Genomic DNA, 20,886 nt, shown 5'->3' with positions numbered 1-20,886 from the left:
ACGTCTCGTCATCGGGAGCGGTGGGGATAAGGGCAATCATCTGAGCGCGTAATTCCCGCCTCGTGCCCTCCCAAGACAGGTGAACGGTACTGACCTTCATGCGCCCCATGATCCCGTAATCCCACGACATTTCCACGCCATACGAGACTAAAACGGGCTTAAACAGACTTAAGTATCACACATGCTACACGCGCGAAAAACCCCCACCAACCAGGCAAAACACCAGGCCAGTGGGGGTTATCAATTTGTGGAGCTGCCGGGAATTGAACCCGGGTCCTACGTCACCTTGCCAGGGCTTCTCCGTGCGCAGTTCGCGCTTGGATCTTTACTCGACTCTCCGGCTAGGACGAACACTTCCGGATGATGAGCCCAGTTAGCGGTAAGAGTCCCGTTGCACCCCGCTAACGCGATGCAACGGCAAGTCCCTTAGTCGATGCCAGACACCAGAGCAGGGACAACCCTGGGCTGACAGACACGCGGTCGCTACAAATTAGGCAGCGAGGGCGTAGTCGCGCTGAGTGTTCTCGGCGCTTATAAATTTGCTACGACGCTTACGGTGGTCTCTAGCCTGCACCGGCACGCTTCCCCTGGCGTAATGAACGCAGTCGAAACCATGTCAGCCCCTTGTGCGTCACCGGGTGCGGGAGTTGTGCTGCACTCACCCGGCAGGAAGCACCAGACTACTCCCTAGGCACCCGGCACTGCAAGGCCAATTAGCGTTCCAGTTCGAATTCTTTGGCCATTGGCTCGGCGCGCGGCGGTCTGGGATCAGGGGGAAAGATGAGCTTATCGGCACTGACCAGCATCGTGGCGCGAGTTCCATCCATCGATTCATAGGCAGCTACTCGGCCACCATCAGATGGATAGTCCTGAGCCATGAGGATCATGGATATACCGGTTTGGCGGATCTTCTGTGCATTGGGATAGAACACTTTGGCTTGGGTGGGTGTGTCTAGCTCTAGCACCGCAAAGCGCGCGCCTTTCGCCCCGGGGATAAGGCTCGGATCCTCCTGGTGTATGGCAACGAGTTCATCAATGGTGAGTACACGGATAGTGCCCTCGAACCGCTGCTGCTTTGCGTAGGACTCGTTTTCGTCCTTCGTGGGGGTCGCCGGCACTTCTTCGGTCACGGTGATGGTGCTGACGCTGGGCGTCGAAAAGCTTGTGGCACTAGAAGACGCAGTCTCGGTCAGCGTCACCGTAGAACGTGAGGCCGATGGTTCTGCCGGGCCGTTCCCGCCACTTACGCAGGCTGCCAGTGGCCAGATCAAGGCCACAGCAGCAGTCGCTACTGTTCGGAATCGCCTGTTCACACCATCCGCCTCGCGTTCTGCCTCGCGGCAGCTTTTTCCAAAGAAACTACCACGTCTCCACATGGGCCACCACTACATATTTGGCCTACTACCTGCGAGTTTTAAGCACGAAGCCCACCTAGAGGCAGCGAGGCATCCGACGGTGCGCGGATCTGGGATGGATCCAGTGCCACTGCCATGCCCCACCGCAATGCGTCGCAGCCATGCCCGCTGCCATCCACTGCTGCCTCGCAGTGCGCAACGCTCTTCGGCACGCAGGACAGCCTTCGCCAAGCACAATGCCGGCCGGCATGCCAGGCACGCTACAGCCTGGCGCGCCTCATGCGTTGATGCCTTTAATTTTGCGGCCCACCTCGCGCACAATTTCGCGTTCGGTGGTGCGGCGTTTGATGTCTTCGCGCTTGTCGTAGTCTTGCTTGCCTTGGGCCAGCGCTAGCTCGAGCTTGACGCGGCCATCCTTGAGGTACAGCGAGAGCGGCACCAGGGTCTTATTGCCATCGCGTACTTTGCCCATGAGCGAGTCGATCTCGCGTCGGTGCAGCAGGAGTTTGCGGGTGCGATAGGGCGAGTGATTGGTCCAGGACCCGCGCGAATACACAGGAATATTCAGGTGGCGCAGCCACACTTCGCCCTCATCAATGGTGGCGAAGGCATCGACCAGCGAGACGCGACCTTCGCGCAAGGACTTAATTTCGGTGCCAAGCAGCACCACGCCACACTCGAAGGTATCGAGGATCTTGTAATCGTGGCGCGCCTTGCGGTTGGTTGCGAGCACGGGGTTTGAGTTCGCTGCCTTCTTCTTTTTCGCCATTGCTCCAAGATAGCGCTTCTACTTGCGCACGTACCAACGCAAGGTCACCTGGGCTGTAAGCGCTGCAAAAATGACGCCCACGATGGCAACCACTGGCAGCACTGTCCAAATATCGGCGCTGCTGACTCGGGCGATCAATTGGGATTCATAGAGACCATTGAGTGCTTTATCAATCACCCATGCCTTGCCGCCGAATAGCGCTGCGCCGGAGAGCACCGCACCGATGAGGGTGGCAATCACTGCCTCAAGCACGAACGGTGCTTGGGTGTACCAGCGTGAGGCACCCACCATGCGCATGATGGAGATTTCTTCGCGGCGGTTAAAGGCTGCGATCTGCACCATGTTCACAATGAGGAAGATCGCGGCAATGGCCTGGATAGCGGCGAAGAGGAATGTGGCGTTGCGGATGGAGTCGAGGTTATCGGTGGCACCTCGGAGATCATCCACCTGATCCACGATGGTATCTACCTGCTTCATGTCGCGAACGGCATCCAGAGGTTCGGTATCGAGTGGATCTTTCAAGCGCACGTGCAAGGCTGCCGGGAGCGCGTCGCGGGAGGTTTCTTCTACCAGCAGCGGGTCGGTGTCTTGGAATACCTCTACAAAGCGCTCATAGCTTTGTTCGCGGGAACGGAAGGTCACGCTTTCTACGCCATCGGAGGCTTGGAGCTTATCGCGTACTTCCTGGCAGTCTTTGGTGGAGCAGTCTTTGTCGTTGGCTGAGATTTCCTCATTGAACTGCACCATAACTTCTACGCGGTCGAGGTAGATCTCTTTGGTTCGCTCGGTCATGTTGGTCACCAAGAAACCTGTGGCCAGCAGCGCCAGGGAGATCGCGGTGGTAATCACGAGCGCGATGGTCATGGTGATGTTGCGTCCGAGGCCGCGGAATGCTTCGCGGAAGACAAATCCTTGTTTCATCTCGTTTTCGTCTCCCTTTCCTATTTCGCTTCGCCGTACACGCCGTGGGCATCATCGCGCACCAGCTTGCCCAGGTTGAGTTCGATCACGCGGCGGCGCATGTCGTTGACGGCCCGTGCGTTGTGGGTGGACATGATCACGGTCGTGCCTGTGCGGTTGATCTGGTTGAGCAACAACATGATCCCATCGGAGGTCTCCGGGTCGAGGTTGCCGGTTGGTTCGTCGGCAAGCAAGACGAGCGGGCGGTTGACAAAGGCACGCGCGATGGCCACGCGCTGTTGCTCACCGCCGGAGAGTTCCTGGGGCATGCGGTGTTCTTTTCCACTTAGCCCCACCAGCTCGAGGGTTTCTGGCACAAGCCGGTTGATCTTGTCTTTTGGTGTGCCAATCACCTCAAGGGCAAACGCCACGTTGTCGTAGACATTCTTTTGCTGCAGCAGACGGAAGTCTTGGAACACGTAGCCGATGCGCTGGCGCAGTTGGTTGATCTGCTTGCCGCGCAGCTTGTTCACGTGGAAATCGCCAAGGTGAAGATCCCCCGATGAGAGGTTGGTTTCGCGGATCATGAGCTGCAAGAAGGTGGACTTGCCGGAGCCGGAGGGACCGATCAAGAACACGAAATCGCCTTTTTCGATGTGCAGCGAAATGTCGTGCAGCGCAGGGCGCGTAGAGGTCTTGTAGGACTTGGTGACGTGCGAAAAGGTGATCACGGCTACCCACCTTAGCGAAAGCCCTGTGACGAATGAAGCTGGTGTGACCCATGTGGCGAATTCTTTTTCACTAAGGGTGCACTCACCTTGCGCATTTCCCCCAAGCCCCAAACTTCGATGAGACTCAACTCACTAACTGCTAGCCTTGGTCAGGATTGTCCCCCAACCCAAAGGTCCTCATGACTCAAACCAAAACCAAGGATCCCTCCCCGCAGCGAGCCAGCGGCCTGCTTGGAGTGATCGAAAGAATTGGCAATAAGCTGCCCGACCCCTTTTGGCTCTTCGTCATCCTTGCCGCGTAGTAGCGATCAGCAGTTGGATCGGTTCCGCCATCGGCATGAGCGCCACAGACCCTCAAAGTGGTGAAAAAATCGAGGTCAGCAACCTGCTCACCTCCGAGGGCATCACCAGAATGGTCACCGATGCCATCAAGAACTTCACCGACTTCCCTCCCCTTGGCGTGATCCTCACCGTCATGCTGGGCGTAGCCGTCGCCGAGCACACAGGGCTGATTAGCGCCCTAGTTCGAGCCATGGTGGCCAAAGTCGGCCCCACCACCCTCACCTTCGCGGTGGCCTTGGCAGGTGTCACCGGTTCCATCGCCTCCGATGCGGTGTACGTCATTTTGATTCCGCTTGGCGCAATGAGCTTCCGCGCACTCGGCCGATCCCCCATCGTGGGCGCCATGGTCGCCTTCGCCGCGTCTTCCGCCGGGTTTAATGCCTCGCTCATTTTGAACATCACCGACGTCCTGCTCGGCGGTATCAGCACTTCTGCTGCACAGCTTGTCGACGAAAACTACGAGGTTTCACCGCTGGCGAACTACTTCTTCGTGGTGGCGTCTTCCATTGTGTTGGCACTGATCATCACCGCGGTGACCGAGCTGTTTATTAAGAACAAGGCCCGAGAACTCGTCGATCACGACGATCTGGACTACTCCGAACTCACCTTCAAAGAAAGCGCCACCGCACCCGCTGAGCAATCAGAAGAAGAGCTCAAAGAGGAAATCAAGCTCGAACCCCAAGAGGTTCGCGCCTTGTGGTTCACCCTCCTTGCAGCCGTGCTCAGCACCGCCGCCTACTTCATCTTGATGTTCTGGCCCGCCTCTCCCCTATATTCACCAGAAGGCGCATTGGAAGGCCCGCTCATCCGATCCGTGGCCATCCCGATCGCCGGCATCTTCTTCATCCTCGGCATCGTCTACGGCGTGGTCGCAGGAACCATCACCAAGGCCGCCGACATTCCAGAGTTCATGGCCAAAGGCTTAAAAACTCTGCTGCCGATGATCGTGCTCTTTTTCGCCGTGGCACAGTTCCTGGCGTGGTTCCAATGGTCCAACCTGGGCATCTGGACTGCTATTAAGGGCTCGGAGTTGCTCCAGCAATGGGATCTGCCCGTCTACGTCCTCTTCGCGGCATTGGTGCTGATGGTCGCACTGCTCAATATCTTCATCACTTCCGGTTCGGCCCAGTGGGCACTCATGGCCCCGGTGATCGTGCCGATGATGATGTACGTGCACGTCTCACCAGAGGTATCGCAGATGCTCTTCCGTATTGGTGATAGCCCCAGCAACATCATCACCCCGATGAGCCCCTACTTCGCCCTGGCTTTGACCTTCTTGCAGCGCTATTACAAACGCGCCGGCGTGGGCACATTGATGTCGCTCGCCCTGCCCTACTCCATTGCCATGCTGGTGGGCTGGTTCCTCTTCTTCGTCATTTGGTATGCCCTCGGCATCCCGATCGGACCAGGCACTCCCACCACCTACCCTGCCTAATGGCGACGGTGGGGCGTCGACAAGCTAAGAGCTAGGAATCCTGCGCCATGCGCCAGCGGATCCCGGCCTCGAGGAACTTGTCGATGTCCCCATCAAGGACCTTTTGAGGATCATTGACCTCATAATTTGTGCGCAGGTCTTTGACCATCTGGTAGGGATGCAGCACATAAGAACGCATCTGATTACCCCAAGAAGCATTACCACCCGCGCCGAGAGCATCCAGCTCGGCGCGTTCTTCTTGGCGCTTACGCTCTAACAGCTTCGCCTGCAGCACCCGCATGGCCGCAGCTTTATTCTGAATCTGAGACTTCTCATTCTGGCAGGTCACCACGATGCCAGTGGGAATATGAGTCAGACGAACCGCAGAGTCGGTGGTATTGACCGACTGCCCACCAGGACCGGAAGAACGATAGACATCCACGCGGATCTCATTATCTGGAACCTCAATATGGTCGGTCTGCTCCACCACCGGCAGCACCTCTACCTCGGCAAAGGAAGTCTGGCGGCGGCCTTGATTATCAAAGGGGCTAATACGCACCAAGCGGTGCGCGCCCTGCTCAACCGAAAGCTGGCCGTACATGTATTCGCCATGCACCACGAAGGTGGCCGACTTAATGCCGGCTTCTTCTGCATAGGAAATGTCGTACACCTCAACCTTGAGGCCGTTTTTCTCAGCCCAACGGGTGTACATGCGCATGAGCATCTCTGCCCAATCGGCGGCATCCACACCACCGGCACCTGAGCGAATATTCACCACGGCTTCGCGGGCATCGTATTCGCCAGACAGCATGGTCTTGACCTCAAGCGTTTGGATTTCCTGCTCAAGATCTTGCAGTTCCTCATCGGCCAAGGCGGTATCTTCGCCTTCTTCCTCGGCCAACTCATACATCACCGGCACATCATCGAGGCGCTGGCGCAACGCAGTGAGCTTTTTCAGCTTGGCCTGCTGCATGGAAAGCTCTTGGGTTACCTGCTGCGCGTGCTCGGGATCATCCCACAATTGGGGGTCTGCCGCCTGTTGCTCCAGCTCACGCACGCGAGTAGCAATCTCTTCAGGATCCATCACCTTCTCAATGGTGGTGAGGGTGGCATCTAAATCGCTGAGCGTTTGCTGAATATCAGGTCGCATGAGCACAAAGTCTAGCGCTTAACTCGAAGCGCTTTCGCTTGTGTTGCACAATGGTAGCCATGTCGAGCCAGAACGAAGCCCCAACCTCCGTGGCGGAAATGATCCCCGCCCTTGCCAAGACTTTCGCCGTCTCGCACGAGGGGCGCAGCGATGCACAGATCGCCCAGGCACTGGTGTTTAATGCCGGCCGCCTGGCCTGGCGCATGCGCGACCAGGGCTTAAATGTTGAAGAAAAGACCTCCATCTCCGATGTGGTTACCGAGGCCGACCGCGCTGCCGAATCATTCATCCACACCGCACTTGCGCTCTTGCGCCCCGAAGATGGCGTGATCGGTGAAGAAGGCACCAACCAACAAGGCACCTCGGGCCGAACCTGGGTAGTAGACCCAGTAGACGGCACCTTCAACTTCACCACCGGTGGCGATTATTGGTGCTCGGCCCTAGCCCTAGTAAGCGGTGATCCTTCCGACCCAGAAGTACTCCACCTTGGTGCAGTCCACCGCGCAGATCTTGGCTACACCTGGCTAGGTGGCAAAGATCTACCCACCACCCGCGATGGCAAAAAACTACCAAAGCTTGACAGTGCCCCACTGGCCGATATCTCGCTGGGCACCTATATTCACCCCACCTTCCTTGCCAAAGACGAGGTGCGCGAAGCCTGGCTTAAGGTCGCAACCGCATGCGCTACCTTGCGTATGTTTGGCGCCGCCTCAGTTGATCTTGCCGGTGTTGCCGAAGGCCGCATTGGCGTATGGATGCAACACAGCGTGCATGACTGGGATTGGCTGCCGGGCCGCGCACTCGTAGAAGGTGCCGGTGGCGCCTGTGAAAAAGTCGAGGCAGGCGGAGTTACGTGGTGCATTGCCGGCAATGCGCAGGCAGTACGCGAAGCACAAGCAGCGCTGACTGCATAGCGGCTCAAAGCACTAGAGCCAGCCGTTATCGCGTGCACGCCGCGCGGCCTCAAAACGGTTACTGGCCTGCGTTTTTGCAATGATGCTGGACACATGGTTGCGTACCGTGCCAGGGCTTAGGTGCAATGTGGCTGCGATTGAGCGGGTATCGGCACCACTTAAAGCCTCACGTGCGACCTCCACTTCACGCGGCGTGAGTGGCGAATCCGCACTCAGCAACACCTGATCGCGCATTGCCGGATCGATCACGCGCATACCAGCGTGGATCTGGCGCACCGCCTCGGCCAATTGTTCCGGCGGGGCGTCTTTGAGCAAAAACCCTTGAGCCCCATGGCGCAGCGCGGTTTTTATATAGCCTGCGCGCCCGAAGGTGGTCACGATCAGGCAGCGGCACGACGTTTGAGCTTGAAGCATCGCCTGTGCAACTTCCAAGCCATTCATTCCTGGCATCTCAATATCCACCAAGGCAACGTCCACCTGGTGTGCTTGAATCAGCGGCAGCACCTCGTGGCCATTGCCGCATTCGGCCACCACGGTGATATCTCGTTCCAGGTTTAACAATGCGGTAAGTGCACCGCGCACGAGGGATTGATCATCGGCAACGAGCACCCGGATCATGCCTGCACCTCCACTACGGTTCCGCCTTCTGGGCGCACGCTGATAGAAAGATTCGCGCCCACCTCCGTGGCGCGACGTCGCATGCTCGCAATGCCGTGCCCATCGGCTCCAGCTATGCCGTGGCCATCGTCGCTAATGCACAAGCGCTTGGGCGTCACCTCGATCCGACAATGCTCCGCATTGGCATGGCGGATCACGTTGGTCACAGCTTCGCGCACAATCCATGCAAAGACTTGGGATAAATCAGTATCTTGAGGTGCATCTACGGCCATCTCGCAGCGCACCCCGGCGCTTGCCAGTGCATCGCGGGCAAGATCCACCTCGGTGTCCAAATCCAGTCCCAGTTGTTGCGCCACGCTCACGCGCACCTCTGCCAGGCCGCGTTTGGCCAATTCGGCTACGGCCTGCATTTCTTTTTTAGCCAGCTCAGGATCGCGGTCGAGATAGCGCGCGGCCACCTCCGCTTTGAGGTTGATCACCGTGAGCGAATGGCCGAGTAGGTCGTGCACATCGGAGGCGATCTTTTCACGTTGATTGGCTCGATCGAGTGCTGCTTGGAGATCATTGCGTTTTTGTTCTGCCCCTGTCACCCAACTAATCGCCACCGCCAGCAAGGGGTAAAACACCGTGAGGGAGAGATATTCCCAGGCAGCTCCAAAGACAAGCAGCACTAGGCATCCAAGCGCACAGATCACTGGGACTAGCCACATCAAGCGCGGGCTCGGGCGGGTGAAGGCCACAACCGCCACGAGGAAGGTGACAAAAGAGGCCGCGAACACACCAAACACGGGAATCGCGATCACTGCAAGGCACGACAGTAGGCCGAAGAAGCCCCAGAAGCGCTGATGTGGGGACCAGCCGCGCGGATAGTACTTGATGGCACCAAAGCCAAAGCTATAGATCAATGCGAACGCGAAGGTGAGAACAACACCTGCAGTTTTCGTGTACGCAGAAGCTTCTCCGCGCAGCAAAAACCAGAGCTGAAAGGCCAGGAATCCAAGCCACACACTTGCATATGCGGAGTTGATGAAGGAAAAACCCTTCAAGGGGCGTGCAAACGCCTTGGCGCTGAACATGCTGTTGAGATCACGCCCTTGCTTTGTCTTTTCGGCCGAGCACTACCACCACCAGCACGAAGAGCAGCGTCCACGCCAGCGTGTTCATCACAGCATAAGACAAGGGGTCGCTCAGCGAGTAGGGCTCAGTCGAGATTATCTGCATTCCTTCAGCGAGTGGATAACGTGCAAGCGCTGCCGGGCCATAGGCCGGTGTAAATCGCGCGAAGCTCAAGAAGGATTCGGGCAAGGCGGTGAAGACATTGCCGGCAAAGGCCAGCACCACCACGGAACTGCCCGCAATTGAAACGGCACTGGGGCTGCGAAGCAGCTTCGCCCACGCGATGCCATAGATGCCGAAGGGCACCGACATCAGCACGCACAGCACTGCGCTTGCAAGCCATTCACCAGGAGGCATCTTTGCGCCTCCAATGGCACCAGCTATATAGACCGCGGCCACCGGCAAAGCCGCATGCACCAATAAGCCGATGATCCTTGCCAGCGCGAGTTGGGAAGTGCGCACCGGGGTTAAGGCAAGCTGACGGTTCCAACCACTGTTTAGTTCTCCAACCGTGTCGCCCGCGCTGCCCACCGCCCCGACAGCACCTGCGTACCAGGCCATGCTAATCATGACGAATGCGTTGACGTTGCCGTCGAAAAGCTGCTGATCACCATAGCTTTGGGTGGCGCCGAAGATGATGTACAAGAACACCGGCAAGGCGATGGAGAAAAACAAAAAGCCTCGATCGGATAGTGAGCGACGCAGGTTTAGAACGAGGAATCGCATGATGGCTCCTTCATCAGGGTGCTAAATGCTTGGTCAAGGCTGGAGTATTCGCGCAGTAGTGCCGCTACCGGGGTGTCTGCGACCAGCTCACCGTGGTTGAGTAACAACGCTCGGTGGGCGAATTGCTCGGCTTCGCGCAGATAGTGCGTGGCAAAAAGGATCGTGGCTCCTCGCTCTGCTTCGCGCTGCATCTGCTCCCAGAAATGCCTGCGCGCAGTGGGATCCATGCCAGCGGTGGGTTCATCCAGAATGAGCAGTTCCGGGGATCCTAAGAGCGCAAGGGCGAAGCGGAGGCGTTGCTGCTCGCCGCCGGAGCATGCCTGTACTTTGCGCTTTCGGATCTCGCTGAGGTTGGCACGGCTTAAAACCTCTTCTACCGGCAGCGGGTTGGAATAGGTCGAGGCGATCAGCTCGATCGTGTCCTGGATCTTCAGGTCCGGAAGCAGCCCGCCGTTTTGCAGCACCGCGCCGACCTTTGTGTCCAGCACCGCCTCGCGGGGGCTCACGCCAAAGACCTCCACTTGGCCGCTGGTAGGGGTGGTCAGGCCCAACATGATGTCGATGAGTGTGCTTTTGCCAGCGCCATTGGCGCCGAGCAGTGCCACGATTTCCCCGCGCCCTATCTTGAGGGTGACGTTGTCAAGCGCCTGCGTCTGCTGCTTCTTATGCCGAGTTTTCCCAGCGCGGAAGCACTTGCTTACTCTAAGAAGAGAAATTGCTGTGTCCATGCCGTTGATCCAACCTGGCAGGCAGCATGGCCACATAGGCCATTCGTCATGGATTGCCCATGAATTTTGTCAGGCACGCTAGGCACCCGTTCGCCCGCGATCACGTTTGGGCACAGATAGGATGGCCTCTATGAGCAATTTTGCCGATGATCTTGCCTTTGCTTTAGAGCTTGCCGACGCAGCCGATGCCATCACCATGGAGCGCTTCGAAGCCTCGGATCTGCGCATCGACTCCAAGCCGGACATGACGCCGGTAAGCGATGCCGATCTCGCGGTAGAAGAAAAACTGCGTGGCCTTTTGCAGGAACAGCGCCCAGCCGATGCCGTGCTTGGAGAGGAATTTGGCGGCGACGTGTCCTTTAAGGGGCGCCAATGGGTGATTGACCCTATCGATGGCACCAAGAACTTTGTGCGCGGTGTGCCGGTGTGGGCAACGCTGATTGCGTTGCTTGAAGATGGCCGCCCCGTTGCCGGTGTGGTGTCTGCACCGGCACTTGCGCGCAGGTGGTGGGCTGCTGAAGATGCAGGTGCTTGGCGCAGCTTTGCTGGAGGCTCACCCAAGCGCCTTGGTGTATCCAAGGTGGCCAAGCTTGAAGATGCCTCCGTCTCGCTTTCCTCCTTGGAAGGTTGGGAGGCTCGCGGCTTGCTGGGCAATATTGAGCAGCTTTCGCGCGAGACGTGGCGTTTGCGTGGCTTCGGCGATTTCTTTAGCTACTGCCTCGTGGCAGAAGGTGCTGTGGACATCGCAGCAGAACCGGAAGTATCCCTGTGGGATCTGGCTCCCTTGGCAGTGCTAGTAGAAGAAGCTGGTGGCACCTTTAGCTCGCTTGGTGGTGAGCCCGGGCCACATGGTGGAGATGCGATTGCTAGCAATGGCCTCTTGCACCAAGCAAGCCTGAATGTTGTGAACCCATAGCGAAAATGCCCTGCCGGAAGGCAGGGCATTGTTCTTGTTTGGAGAGCACTTAGGCGGGTTGGAAACCTACGCCTACTCCACCGTTGTTGAGGTCACGCAGCACGGCTTCCATGTTCACCGTGGCAGTGGGCGAATGCAGCGGGCCTTGCAGCGGGGTGTTGCAGGCAGCGAGCTCGGTGGGGACGATGCCACCAGAGATGATGCCGACTACGCGGTCGCCCTCGATCAGCGGGCCGCCGGAGTCACCGGGGCGTGCGCATACATGCGAGATGGCGTACTCGGCGTCAGAAAGCAGCACCGGGCCACAGGAGTTATTGCTGGCAAGTCCTTGCTTGCAGGCAGTGTCAAGGGAGCGCGGTTCTGGGCCCACGGCATGCACGGCAACACCCGGATAGTATTCGCTGGTGATCTCGGTGTTGGGACCAAGCTCAATCACTGCGTAATCAAGGTCTTGGCCCTTGCGCACGATGGTGCCAGAGGGGGCGTTATTGCCAAGGTGCACAGCATCGAAGCCCTTAACGGTCTGCCCCACCTCACCGCAGTGGCCAGCGGTGATGGCAAGCTTGCGACCTTGAGCATCAGTGCCTGTGACGGCGACGGTGCACATGCTTTCTTCATTGACCAGGATCGGAGTACCTGGACCGTAGAGGGTCTTGCCGCGGGCATGCGCATCACGAGCTGCCTGTGGCACATCAGGGCCGTGGAAGAAGGATCCGGTCACGCGGTGCAGTACCGGGCCGGCCTTTAACGCCATCACCTGTGAGAAAGGATCATTGGTCCACTCATAGAAGGGGCCATTGGGCAAAGGCTCCAGTTCAAAGGGGGTTTTGACCGGGAATTGCTCTGCCAAGGCGGCAATCTGCTCCTGCAGGGAGGCAGAAGATCCAAGGTGGGCTTGGTCCAAGGCTGCCTGAACTTGGTCTGCCACCTCGGGGTTGAGTTGAGCCAGTGGTGCCAGCACTTCTTGGCTGAGCTGATCGCTGGACTGTGCCGTGGCGTTTGGTGCTGCCAGAGTGCCAGCCAGTGCCAGGGTGCCGCAGGCGATAGCGATGCGACGCATCAAGCGTGAAGCCATAAAGGGAATCCTTTTCCTTTGGATGAGAAAGCAGTCATACTCATGCTACGCCACCAAGGACGACTGCGATAGTTGCCGCGGGGGTGGGTAGCTCAAGGCAAAAGCCGCACCTTCAAGGTGCGGCTTTGTGTGTTGCAGGTTGGCTTAGTCGATTTCGACGAGCGCTTGGCCGCCTTGAACCGAGTCGCCTACCTCCACGTGGATGGCGCCGACGGTGCCACCGGAAGGTGCGGTGATCTCTGTTTCCATCTTCATGGCTTCGAGGATCAACAGGACCTGGCCGGCTTCAATGGTGTCGCCCTCATTGACCAGCACCTTGAATACGGAGCCGGCAAGCGGAGCCACCACGGAGTTGGCGGAAACACCTTGCACGGAGGCGTTGGAGGGCTCGCTGTGCGTTTGGCTAGAGCCGCCGAAGACGATCGATCCGAGTTGACGCTGCTCCTCTTCGACCTCGACTTCGACAGAGTAGGCAATGCCATTGACTGTCACATTAAGTTTCATGTTCTTCCTTGTGTTGAAGTTTCGCCGATTCCGCTTAGAGCTGCGGAATGTGGAGCTGAACGTTCTGTCGGCCCTGAGCCGCCCACGTGCGGTGACGCGAGTACTTCACGGCCTTGATCTTGCCCCTATTACCCAAGAAGGCGCTGACTGCAGCCGAGATGGCCAGCACGACGTCTTCGGGAATGGAGGCGTCTGAACGCTTGCGTAGTTCGGCAATTTCTTTTTCTGCCACATCCAAACGCTGGCTCAGACCTTGCACCAATTCGAGCAGTTGCTCGTTGCTCATTTCCATGGCTGCTCCTTACACCGGACCCAGGCCGTGCTTCTTCGCGGGGCGCGTCACGCGCTTATTGCTCAGCACTTCGAGGGCATTGGCGATGTGCATGCGGGTTTCGGCGGGGTCGATGATGTCGTCGACAAGCCCGCGCGAGGCGGCCATATAGGGGGTAGAGAAAGTCTCGCGATACAGCTCGATGAGCTCTTGGCGCTTGGCTTCCTTATCCTCGGCGGCCTCAATCTCCTTGCGGAAGACCACATTGACAGCGCCTTCGGCACCCATGACGGCGATCTCTGCGGTAGGCCATGCATAGACGCGGTCTGCACCAAGATCCTTGGAGCACATGGCCAGGTGCGCGCCACCATAAGACTTACGCAGCTCGATGGTCACCTTCGGCACCGATGCTGCCGAGTAGGCGTAGAGCATCTTCGCGCCGTGGCGGATGATGCCACCGTGTTCCTGGGCAACGCCTGGCATAAAGCCTGGGACGTCCACGAAGGTCACCAGCGGGATATTAAAGGCGTTGCAGAAGCGGATGAACTGGCTGCCCTTATCGGAGGAGTTAATGTCGAGCACACCGGACATCACATTGGGCTGGTTGGCGATGATGCCGACGGTGCGGCCAACGATACGGCCGAAACCAACCACGAGGTTTTGGGCATAACCTGCTTGCACCTCGAGGAAGTCGCCGCGGTCGACCACGCGAGAGATGATCTCGCGGATGTCGTAGCCCTTCTTGCCTTCCACGGGAACGATGTCGCGCAAAGACTCATCGGGCTCGACGATCGGATCGGGATTGACCACCGGGGGTTCCTCGGTGTTGTTCTGAGGAAGGAAGCTCAGCAGCTTCTGGGCAATGAGCACCGCTTGCTCATCGTCTTCGGCAACGAAGTGGATATTGCCAGCCTTGGTCATGTGCGCATCGGCACCACCGAGCTGCTCTGAGGTGACATCCTCGCCGGTGACCGACTTGATCACACCGGGGCCGGTGATGAACATGTTGGCCTTGCGGGTTTGGATGATGAAGTCCGTGAGCGCCGGGGAGTACGCGGCACCGCCGGCGCAAGGGCCTGCGATGATGGAGATCTGCGGCACCAGACCAGACAGCAGCACGTTTTGGTAGAAGACCTTGCCGTAGCCGGACAGGGAATCAATGCCTTCCTGGACGCGGGCTCCGCCTGAGTCGTTGATGAACACGAAGGGGGTGCCGGTGGTAGCAGATGCCTGCATCATGGCCGCTACCTTGTTGGACTGGGTTTCGCCTGCGGAACCACCCATGACGGTGAAGTCTTGGGAAGCAATGTGCAGGGGGCGGCCGAAGACGGCGCCGGAACCTGTGACCACACCATCGGCAGGCGCATCGGCTTTGTCCATGCCGAAGTGCGTGGTGCGGTGCTTGGCAAACATGCCGGTTTCGTAGAAGGTGCCTTCGTCGACAAGCGCCTCGATGCGCTCACGGGCGGTGAGCTTGCCTTTTTCGTGCTGCTTGTCGATCTTTGCCTGGCCACCGCCGAGCTCAACCTTGTGGCGAGCCTCGGCCAGTTGCTCAAGGCGATCGGACATTGTGGGTTCGTTACTCATGTCGTGTCATATTCCTTATTCGGCTGGCTCGACCTTGACGGTCTGGCTACGGCCACCAACGGTGACCTTGTAGGTGATGGGCTCAAGCACGGCTTCGTTTTCGCGCTTCTTCTGCTTTGCGGGATCCTTGCCCACGTTCTTTGGACCTTCGTCGCGGGTCTTAAAGAAGTTCGGTGCAACACCGGGGAACAAGGCGTTGGTGAGCACGTCCTCGTCGGTGCCATTGAAGCCTTCGAGCTTGGAGGCCTCTTCAACCAGGTGATCCCACTCGGGCTCAAGCAGATCAGCCGGGCGAACGGTGATGGCTTCCTTCTTGGTTTGCTCCTGGGCCTGCTTGATCAGCTCTGGGTCACGCTCGCCGATCGTCTCGCCGTAGTAGCCGAGCATGAGGTCGGCAAATTCGGCGGTCATAACCTTGTAGCGACCCATGAGCACGTTGAACACGGCCTGGGTGCCCACGATCTGCGAAGAGGGAGTCACCAGCGGTGGGTAGCCTGCGTCCTTGCGCACGCGAGGCACTTCTTCCATCACCTCGTCGATACGGTCGCCTGCACCCTGGGCGTTGAGCTGGCTTTCCATGTTGGAGAGCATGCCGCCGGGGATCTGGGAGAGGAAGATGTTGGTGTCCACCAAGGTCTTCGACTCGAATTCCTTGTACTTCGGGCGCACCTGCTTGAAGTGATCGCGGATATGGATCAAACGCTCCATATCAATATCGGTGGTGTAGTCGGTGCCTTCAAGCATCTCCACCAAGGACTCGGTGGGATTGTGGCCTGGGCCAAGCGACATCGAAGAGATGGCGGTATCGACTACGTCGGCGCCGGCCTCGATGGCCTTCATCAGCGTCACCAGCGTCACGCCGGTGGTGGAGTGGCAGTGGACGTTGATTTGCGTATCTTCGCCGTAGGTTTCCTTGATGCCACGGACGATGTCGTAGGCAGGCTGCGGCTTGAGCAGGGCTGCCATGTCTTTGAGCGCGATGGAAGATGCGCCCATGTCCAGCAGGCGTCCGGCTTGCTTGACGTAGCCTTCTACGTCGTGCAGCGGTGAAACGGTGTAGCAGATGGTGCCCTGGGCATGGCCATCTACCTTGGTCACGGCGTTCATGGCGCGCTCGAGGTTGCGGGGATCATTCAGTGCATCGAATACACGGAAGACGTCCATGCCGTTTTCTTTGGACTTCTCGGCGAACTTGTCTACCACCATGTCTTCGTAGTGGCGGTAGCCAAGGAGGTTCTGGCCGCGAAGCAGCATCTGCAGCTTGGAATTCGGCATGAGTTTGCGGAAGGTGCGCAGTCGCTCCCAGGGATCCTCGTTGAGGAAGCGAATGCAGGCGTCGAAGGTGGCGCCGCCCCAGCACTCCACGGACCAGAATCCGGCCTTATCAATATCCTCACAGGCATCCACCATGTCTTCCATGGCCATGCGGGTTGCGAATAGGCTCTGGTGCGCGTCGCGCAGAGCGACTTCGGTCACTCCAATTTTTCGTGGGCTCATGCTTATCAAATGTAGGCGGATGTGATGCTAACTGCAGCTCGCGAAGGCTACAGCTCAGGTCACATTCCTAGAAAATGTGGGAATTGAACACTGTTCGGGAATGTTGTTTTACGCCCGTGAACACGCAATTTAATGTCTGAACATGACCGACTACTCACAGAATCGGGCGTATATGAGTTTGCTCACGCCCGTTCGGACATAAACCCAAAAACGGTCATCGGGGATCGCATCGAGGCAGACATCCGGGCGGACTTCCGGGCAGACATCTGTGTACCCGAGTGCCTTGGCGGCGCCGAAGCGGACACTTTTAAGGGCATCTCAGCGGGCGGCAGCACCGCCGTGAGGGCATCTCAACGGGCGGCAGCAGACACTCTTAAGGGCTTCTCAGCGGGCGGCAGCACCGCCGTGAGGGCATCGTGCCGAGGGTGCGCAGGGCTTGCCTTCATGTCTTCCGCCCCTCCTTGCGCCCACTCACCGGCCCCTCCCCTAGACCGTTGAGCCCCTAGGCCTTTGGGCGCATTGGCCCTTTTGCGCCTGAGGTCTTCGCACCCCTTAGGCCTCTAGTGGCACCTCTAGCAAGGCTTGGGAAGGCGTGGTGGACCCACCCGCGGGTTCCTGGGTGATCATAAACGCCTTGGCCTGGCGCACGCCGCTGATTTCGGCTTCCATCTCCGGCTCAATTTCCTCAGATTCCATCACGCCTGCCGATTGCGCACCCTGATCATCCACCAACCACATCTGATAGGCCTGATCGGCGGGAGGAGCAGGAACATTGTGCAAGGACACCTTGGCTTGATTCGAGCCCGGCGCGTACTCCAGGGTGACGGTACCTCCGGCAACGGGCACTTCTACAGCCTTTTCGGCCTGCACGGATTGCTGCTGCTCGGCGTCATTGCCAAGCTGCGGCACGACCACCACGGCTCCCACCACAAGCGCAGCCGCAGCGGCAATTGCTGCAAACCAGGGCTTTCTACGTCGGTTAATCGAAGGCACTTCTTGGGGCGTTAAGTCGGCTTTGAGTTTGCGCCACGCAGCGTCACTATCAGGCATGTCTGCCTCCGAGCTCAACCCGGCAGCAACATCGCGGAATTGGCCGCGCATGCGCTCAAATTCTGGGTCTTTTAGCTTTTCGACGTCGCGCGCTTCCTCATCCGGCAGCGCCCCGAAGGCGGAAAGCGCCGCGAGCATCTCCAGCTCCTCACGCGAAGGTTGTGGATTATTCACGAGCCCATGCACCTCCTTAGCGACGCCATCGCGTCTCGTAGTCGAGTCTTAATTGCCGAATGTGTTGCGCCAAGGCGCTCTGCCACCTGCTTGTAGCTCAGGCCCTGGAAATAGGCCAAGGTAACAGCTTCACGTTGTTTGAGCGTAAGCCCTTCAAAGCACTGGGCAAGCGCTGCGTGCTCGTCGAGTTGCAGCGCCCTGGAATCTGCCGGTTCTTCTGCCCCGGTCGATTGCATTTGTTGGGTAAATGTATCGGTTCTGCGGTTTTGAGATTGGCGGCTTCGAAGCAGATCCACTGCCCTTCGATGCGCCATCGCCAGCACCCAACCCTCGGCCGAGCCTTTGTCTGGATCAAAACTATGAGCACTGTGCCAGACCGATAAAAAAGCCTCGTGGGCAACGTCTTCTGCCAGCGCAGGATCGACTACCACTCGCAGCGCCAACCCATAGACGCGCTTGTGCAACAGCCCGAAGAGCTGCTCAAAGGCTGCTACGTCACCAGCGGCGGTGGCGAGCAGCAGCTCAGTTGCGTCGAGTTGAAGGCTAGGCACGGGCACAACAGTACACAGAAAAAATTTTTTCTCCCACACACCCACCCACCCCACCGGGCGGCTCCGAACACTGTGTGAAGGCAGCACTCCGCTGCTTTATTTCGACCACATTTGATCGGAGCATCATGCACCTACACCGACGCACCGCCAAGACGGCAGCCGCCATTGTGGCCGCATCGACCCTCTTGCTTTCTGCTTGTTCAAACAGCGATGAGGACAGCACGGCTTCTTCTGAGGCCACTACCTCCGCTGTGATGAGCTCAACCAGCGCTGCCGCAACCTCTACGGAAGCAGTGGCAGGAGATAGCCCCAAGGGGCCTTTGTGCCAGGCATACGCCGATGCGCACCCCGATGGCCCGGCTTCGCTTGAAGTGATTTCCGCCCAAAACGTGGTGGATGCCTTGCCCAATATCCCCGAGCTTTCCACGCTTACCTCGGCTCTTGCTGGGGAGCTGAACCCCGATGTGAATTTGATTGCCACCATCAAAGATGGCCAGTGGACCATCTTTGCGCCTATCAACGCAGCATTTGAAAAGCTCGACGCCGAAACCATCGAGCAGCTCAAGAACGACCCTGAGTTGCTCAGCAAGATCCTCACCTACCACGTCGTTGACGGCAAGGCAGATCTTTCCGCTGTAGTTGGCGAGCACACCACCGTTGAGGGCACCACCCTCGAAGTCACCGACGGCGATCCGATGAAGGTCAATGACGCCACCATCGGCTGCGGCAATGTGCCTACCGAAAATGCCCAGGTGTACCTGATCGACTCCGTGCTCATCCCCGCCGAATAATCCCCACACTTCCCTTCTACAAGGAGACACCATCATGAACCGTTCCACCAAGATCGCCGCTCTTTCCATCTTCGGCGCAGCAATCCTGACCCCCGCTGCTGCACAGGCCGCCACTTGGGATGCATGGATCCAACCCAGCGCACCGGGAGTAGACGTCGCTGGCGCACTGCCTGACTGGCACATTGAGAACGGCCACGCCGGAGCAAAGGCCGAAGATGCCATCGCGTTGAGCGTCGCAGCCCTTGGCGGCAAGGCCAATGCTCATGCCAGCAACCTTTCTGGCCCTGCTGCTATTGCCGTTGGCGAAGGTGCTCATGTTGAGGCCCACGGCGTGAACCCTGGTCTTGCCATCGGCATTGCAGGCCCGAACACCATGGTGCATATCGACGGCACCACCCCAGTGGTATGCGAAGGCCAGGCCGGTTTCGCAGGGGATTTCCAAACCCTCACCGGCTGCATTGCTTATACCAACATTGATGGCAGCACTGTGACTGTGCCGCTGTCCTTGCGCTAAACACTGCATCTGCAACCCCTTCGAGCCATCGTGCTTCGAGGGGGTTGTTGCGCTTTTCAAGGGGCTACCTGCTCTTTGAGCATCGAGATGGGGGTAGCAGTACTTCTACCCCCGAAGGTTGGTGCTGATGTTACGGATGTTTACTTCTGTGACAATATTTAATTCAGATACCTCCATCTCTTCCCCTTAAATAGGAGTGTTAGCTATGAAAAAGACCCTGCTCGCAATCGCATCGGCAGCAGCCCTTGCATTCGGCACCGTGCAACCGGCACAGGCCGAACCCACCGCCGTATCCTCCGAGGCACCCGGCTTGAGCGTTGAGCAACTGCTCGAACTCGCCCAAACCCAGTCCCCTGAAGTCCAGGAGGCAGTAAAGGCACTGCTCGAACAAGCAAAAGTTCCTGCCTTGCCCTATGCAGAATCAGAAGATGAATTCGCCGCCGCCAAGTGGGGCGACGAGAGCCAAAAGAAGGAGTTCTGGACCCCTGCTCCAGTGTTCGGCTGCGGAATCGGCAATCTCAAAGTCACCGGCGCGAAGGCAACCGTCCAGCCTGGACCCAACAATGGCACAGGGCCAGTGCTGGGCAAGAACAACCTGCTCCATCCATACATCCCCCACGGCCATGCCTTCTTCCACATCTTCGTAGTCGACGAGCAGCTCGCGCCCGTACCTAAGGGCACCGACATGAAGGTGGCATGGCTCAACCTGAAGACCTTCAAGGGTGGCATCGATGATCTTGATGATTCTGTCCTCGGTGTAGGCATCAACGCACAGACCTCCAAGCTGGTCAAGACCGGCCAAGGCCCCGTAATCGCCGCCATCGCAGGTAAGACCGCCTACCGAAACGGCGAGGTCTGCACCGTATTCCCCGCTATCGGCTCCACCACTGTGAAGTAACACCCGCAACAACCCAGCATCTTCAGGCCTCTGCACCAAAAGTGCGGGGGCTTCTTTCATGCGCGAACAGCATCGCTTTTCGACGGCCAACGCCACCAATGCGCCGGGCTTGAACATCGAGGCACTGCCCACATGCGCAATATTTTCTGCCGCTCAGTTCAGCAAGAATCCGGCGGCTGAAAAGCGCAACGTTGGGCGCCCTACTTGGTTAGGATCAAGCCAATCGAGTTTGCGCCTACGGGCAGCCGGTGACCAGGCACTTTTTGGAAAAGCAACGTGTAAGGATGACAACAGA

At 58.4% G+C, this 20,886-nt stretch carries 22 protein-coding genes, 1 other RNA gene and 1 pseudogene; 6 read left to right on the top strand and 18 right to left on the bottom strand.

Features of this window, described 5'->3' with window-relative positions; translation table 11 throughout:
- Window positions 1–245: 245 nt before the first annotated feature.
- From ssrA to ftsE, 6 genes are all read right to left on the bottom strand, one after another.
- Window positions 246–624, bottom strand: a transfer-messenger RNA (tmRNA) gene (ssrA, locus tag IEU99_RS06325).
- Between the two features lie 89 nt (window positions 625–713).
- Window positions 714–1,313 carry a hypothetical protein gene (locus IEU99_RS06320; RefSeq protein ID WP_128890260.1) on the bottom strand — a complete coding sequence of 200 codons (600 nt, stop codon included), beginning with the start codon at window positions 1,311–1,313 and terminating at the stop codon, window positions 714–716.
- Window positions 1,314–1,414: 101 nt separating this feature from the next.
- Window positions 1,415–1,567, bottom strand: a complete 153-nt coding sequence (locus tag IEU99_RS06315) for a hypothetical protein (RefSeq protein WP_164931175.1) — start codon at window positions 1,565–1,567, stop codon at window positions 1,415–1,417.
- A gap of 65 nt (window positions 1,568–1,632) precedes the next feature.
- Window positions 1,633–2,124 carry an SsrA-binding protein SmpB gene (gene smpB / locus IEU99_RS06310; RefSeq protein WP_123933406.1) on the bottom strand — a complete coding sequence of 164 codons (492 nt, stop codon included), beginning with the start codon at window positions 2,122–2,124 and terminating at the stop codon, window positions 1,633–1,635.
- Between the two features lie 18 nt (window positions 2,125–2,142).
- Window positions 2,143–3,045 (bottom strand): permease-like cell division protein FtsX, encoded by a 903-nt coding sequence (ftsX, locus tag IEU99_RS06305; protein ID WP_123933405.1) that lies wholly within the window; start codon window positions 3,043–3,045, stop codon window positions 2,143–2,145.
- 20 nt (window positions 3,046–3,065) lie between these two features.
- Complete coding sequence (gene ftsE / locus IEU99_RS06300; protein WP_128890261.1) at window positions 3,066–3,755, bottom strand: cell division ATP-binding protein FtsE; 690 nt, start codon at window positions 3,753–3,755, stop codon at window positions 3,066–3,068.
- 179 nt (window positions 3,756–3,934) lie between these two features.
- Between ftsE and IEU99_RS06295 the strand changes: the two are divergent.
- Window positions 3,935–5,532 (top strand): annotated as a pseudogene (locus IEU99_RS06295) (AbgT family transporter).
- A gap of 31 nt (window positions 5,533–5,563) precedes the next feature.
- Here IEU99_RS06295 and prfB read toward each other — a convergent pair.
- Window positions 5,564–6,661 (bottom strand): peptide chain release factor 2, encoded by a 1,098-nt coding sequence (gene prfB, locus IEU99_RS06290; protein WP_123933402.1) that lies wholly within the window; start codon window positions 6,659–6,661, stop codon window positions 5,564–5,566.
- Window positions 6,662–6,720: 59 nt separating this feature from the next.
- On the opposite strand from prfB, the gene IEU99_RS06285 reads away from it, so the two are divergent.
- Window positions 6,721–7,575, top strand: a complete 855-nt coding sequence (locus tag IEU99_RS06285; protein WP_128890263.1) for an inositol monophosphatase family protein — start codon at window positions 6,721–6,723, stop codon at window positions 7,573–7,575.
- Window positions 7,576–7,587: 12 nt separating this feature from the next.
- Here the strand turns inward: IEU99_RS06285 and IEU99_RS06280 are convergent, their stop codons facing one another.
- Genes IEU99_RS06280 through IEU99_RS06265 form a run of 4 tightly spaced genes read right to left on the bottom strand, consistent with a single transcriptional unit; the run spans window position 7,588 to window position 10,763 of the window.
- A complete protein-coding gene (locus tag IEU99_RS06280) occupies window positions 7,588–8,193 on the bottom strand; it encodes a response regulator transcription factor (protein WP_128890264.1) in 606 nt (201 codons plus the stop codon).
- Window positions 8,190–9,239 carry a histidine kinase gene (locus IEU99_RS06275; RefSeq protein ID WP_164931177.1) on the bottom strand — a complete coding sequence of 350 codons (1,050 nt, stop codon included), beginning with the start codon at window positions 9,237–9,239 and terminating at the stop codon, window positions 8,190–8,192. Before IEU99_RS06275 ends, IEU99_RS06280 begins: the two co-directional genes overlap by 4 nt.
- A 40-nt stretch (window positions 9,240–9,279) precedes the next feature.
- The gene (locus IEU99_RS06270; RefSeq protein WP_128890266.1) at window positions 9,280–10,035 is read right to left on the bottom strand and encodes an ABC transporter permease; all 756 of its coding nucleotides are present in this window, start codon (window positions 10,033–10,035) and stop codon (window positions 9,280–9,282) included.
- Window positions 10,017–10,763: an ABC transporter ATP-binding protein gene (locus tag IEU99_RS06265; RefSeq protein WP_128890267.1), complete on the bottom strand. Its 747-nt coding sequence runs from the start codon at window positions 10,761–10,763 to the stop codon at window positions 10,017–10,019. Before IEU99_RS06265 ends, IEU99_RS06270 begins: the two co-directional genes overlap by 19 nt.
- Window positions 10,764–10,893: 130 nt before the next feature.
- On the opposite strand from IEU99_RS06265, the gene hisN reads away from it, so the two are divergent.
- Complete coding sequence (gene hisN / locus IEU99_RS06260; protein ID WP_128890268.1) at window positions 10,894–11,679, top strand: histidinol-phosphatase; 786 nt, start codon at window positions 10,894–10,896, stop codon at window positions 11,677–11,679.
- 49 nt (window positions 11,680–11,728) lie between these two features.
- On the opposite strand, the gene IEU99_RS06255 is transcribed toward hisN, so the two are convergent.
- The 7 genes from IEU99_RS06255 to IEU99_RS06225 form a co-directional block, all read right to left on the bottom strand.
- Complete coding sequence (locus tag IEU99_RS06255) at window positions 11,729–12,754, bottom strand: S1 family peptidase (RefSeq protein ID WP_229718403.1); 1,026 nt, start codon at window positions 12,752–12,754, stop codon at window positions 11,729–11,731.
- A gap of 144 nt (window positions 12,755–12,898) precedes the next feature.
- The gene (locus tag IEU99_RS06250; RefSeq protein WP_128890269.1) at window positions 12,899–13,258 is read right to left on the bottom strand and encodes a biotin/lipoyl-containing protein; all 360 of its coding nucleotides are present in this window, start codon (window positions 13,256–13,258) and stop codon (window positions 12,899–12,901) included.
- 34 nt (window positions 13,259–13,292) lie between these two features.
- The gene (locus IEU99_RS06245) at window positions 13,293–13,550 is read right to left on the bottom strand and encodes a hypothetical protein (protein ID WP_188358293.1); all 258 of its coding nucleotides are present in this window, start codon (window positions 13,548–13,550) and stop codon (window positions 13,293–13,295) included.
- A 9-nt stretch (window positions 13,551–13,559) separates the two neighbouring features.
- Window positions 13,560–15,116 (bottom strand): acyl-CoA carboxylase subunit beta, encoded by a 1,557-nt coding sequence (locus tag IEU99_RS06240; protein WP_128890270.1) that lies wholly within the window; start codon window positions 15,114–15,116, stop codon window positions 13,560–13,562.
- A 15-nt stretch (window positions 15,117–15,131) separates the two neighbouring features.
- Window positions 15,132–16,613, bottom strand: a complete 1,482-nt coding sequence (locus tag IEU99_RS06235; protein ID WP_128890271.1) for a methylmalonyl-CoA carboxytransferase subunit 5S — start codon at window positions 16,611–16,613, stop codon at window positions 15,132–15,134.
- A 552-nt stretch (window positions 16,614–17,165) separates the two neighbouring features.
- Window positions 17,166–17,837, bottom strand: coding sequence for an anti-sigma factor (locus IEU99_RS06230; protein WP_128890272.1), 672 nt, complete (start codon window positions 17,835–17,837; stop codon window positions 17,166–17,168).
- Complete coding sequence (locus IEU99_RS06225; protein WP_164931178.1) at window positions 17,834–18,388, bottom strand: sigma-70 family RNA polymerase sigma factor; 555 nt, start codon at window positions 18,386–18,388, stop codon at window positions 17,834–17,836. Before IEU99_RS06225 ends, IEU99_RS06230 begins: the two co-directional genes overlap by 4 nt.
- A 125-nt stretch (window positions 18,389–18,513) precedes the next feature.
- Here IEU99_RS06225 and IEU99_RS06220 point away from each other — a divergent pair, with 125 nt between their 5' ends.
- From IEU99_RS06220 to IEU99_RS06210, 3 genes are all read left to right on the top strand, one after another.
- A complete protein-coding gene (locus tag IEU99_RS06220; protein ID WP_128890274.1) occupies window positions 18,514–19,179 on the top strand; it encodes a fasciclin domain-containing protein in 666 nt (221 codons plus the stop codon).
- A gap of 34 nt (window positions 19,180–19,213) precedes the next feature.
- Complete coding sequence (locus tag IEU99_RS06215; RefSeq protein WP_128890275.1) at window positions 19,214–19,693, top strand: hypothetical protein; 480 nt, start codon at window positions 19,214–19,216, stop codon at window positions 19,691–19,693.
- Window positions 19,694–19,898: 205 nt separating this feature from the next.
- The gene (locus tag IEU99_RS06210) at window positions 19,899–20,591 is read left to right on the top strand and encodes a hypothetical protein (protein ID WP_128890276.1); all 693 of its coding nucleotides are present in this window, start codon (window positions 19,899–19,901) and stop codon (window positions 20,589–20,591) included.
- The last annotated feature ends 295 nt before the right edge of the window (window positions 20,592–20,886 follow it).

Origin of the sequence: Corynebacterium pelargi (assembly GCF_014635485.1) — a bacterium.
In the GTDB taxonomy this organism is placed as follows: Bacteria; Actinomycetota; Actinomycetes; order Mycobacteriales; family Mycobacteriaceae; genus Corynebacterium; species Corynebacterium pelargi.
This window is presented reverse-complemented; position numbering and strand designations above follow the sequence as displayed.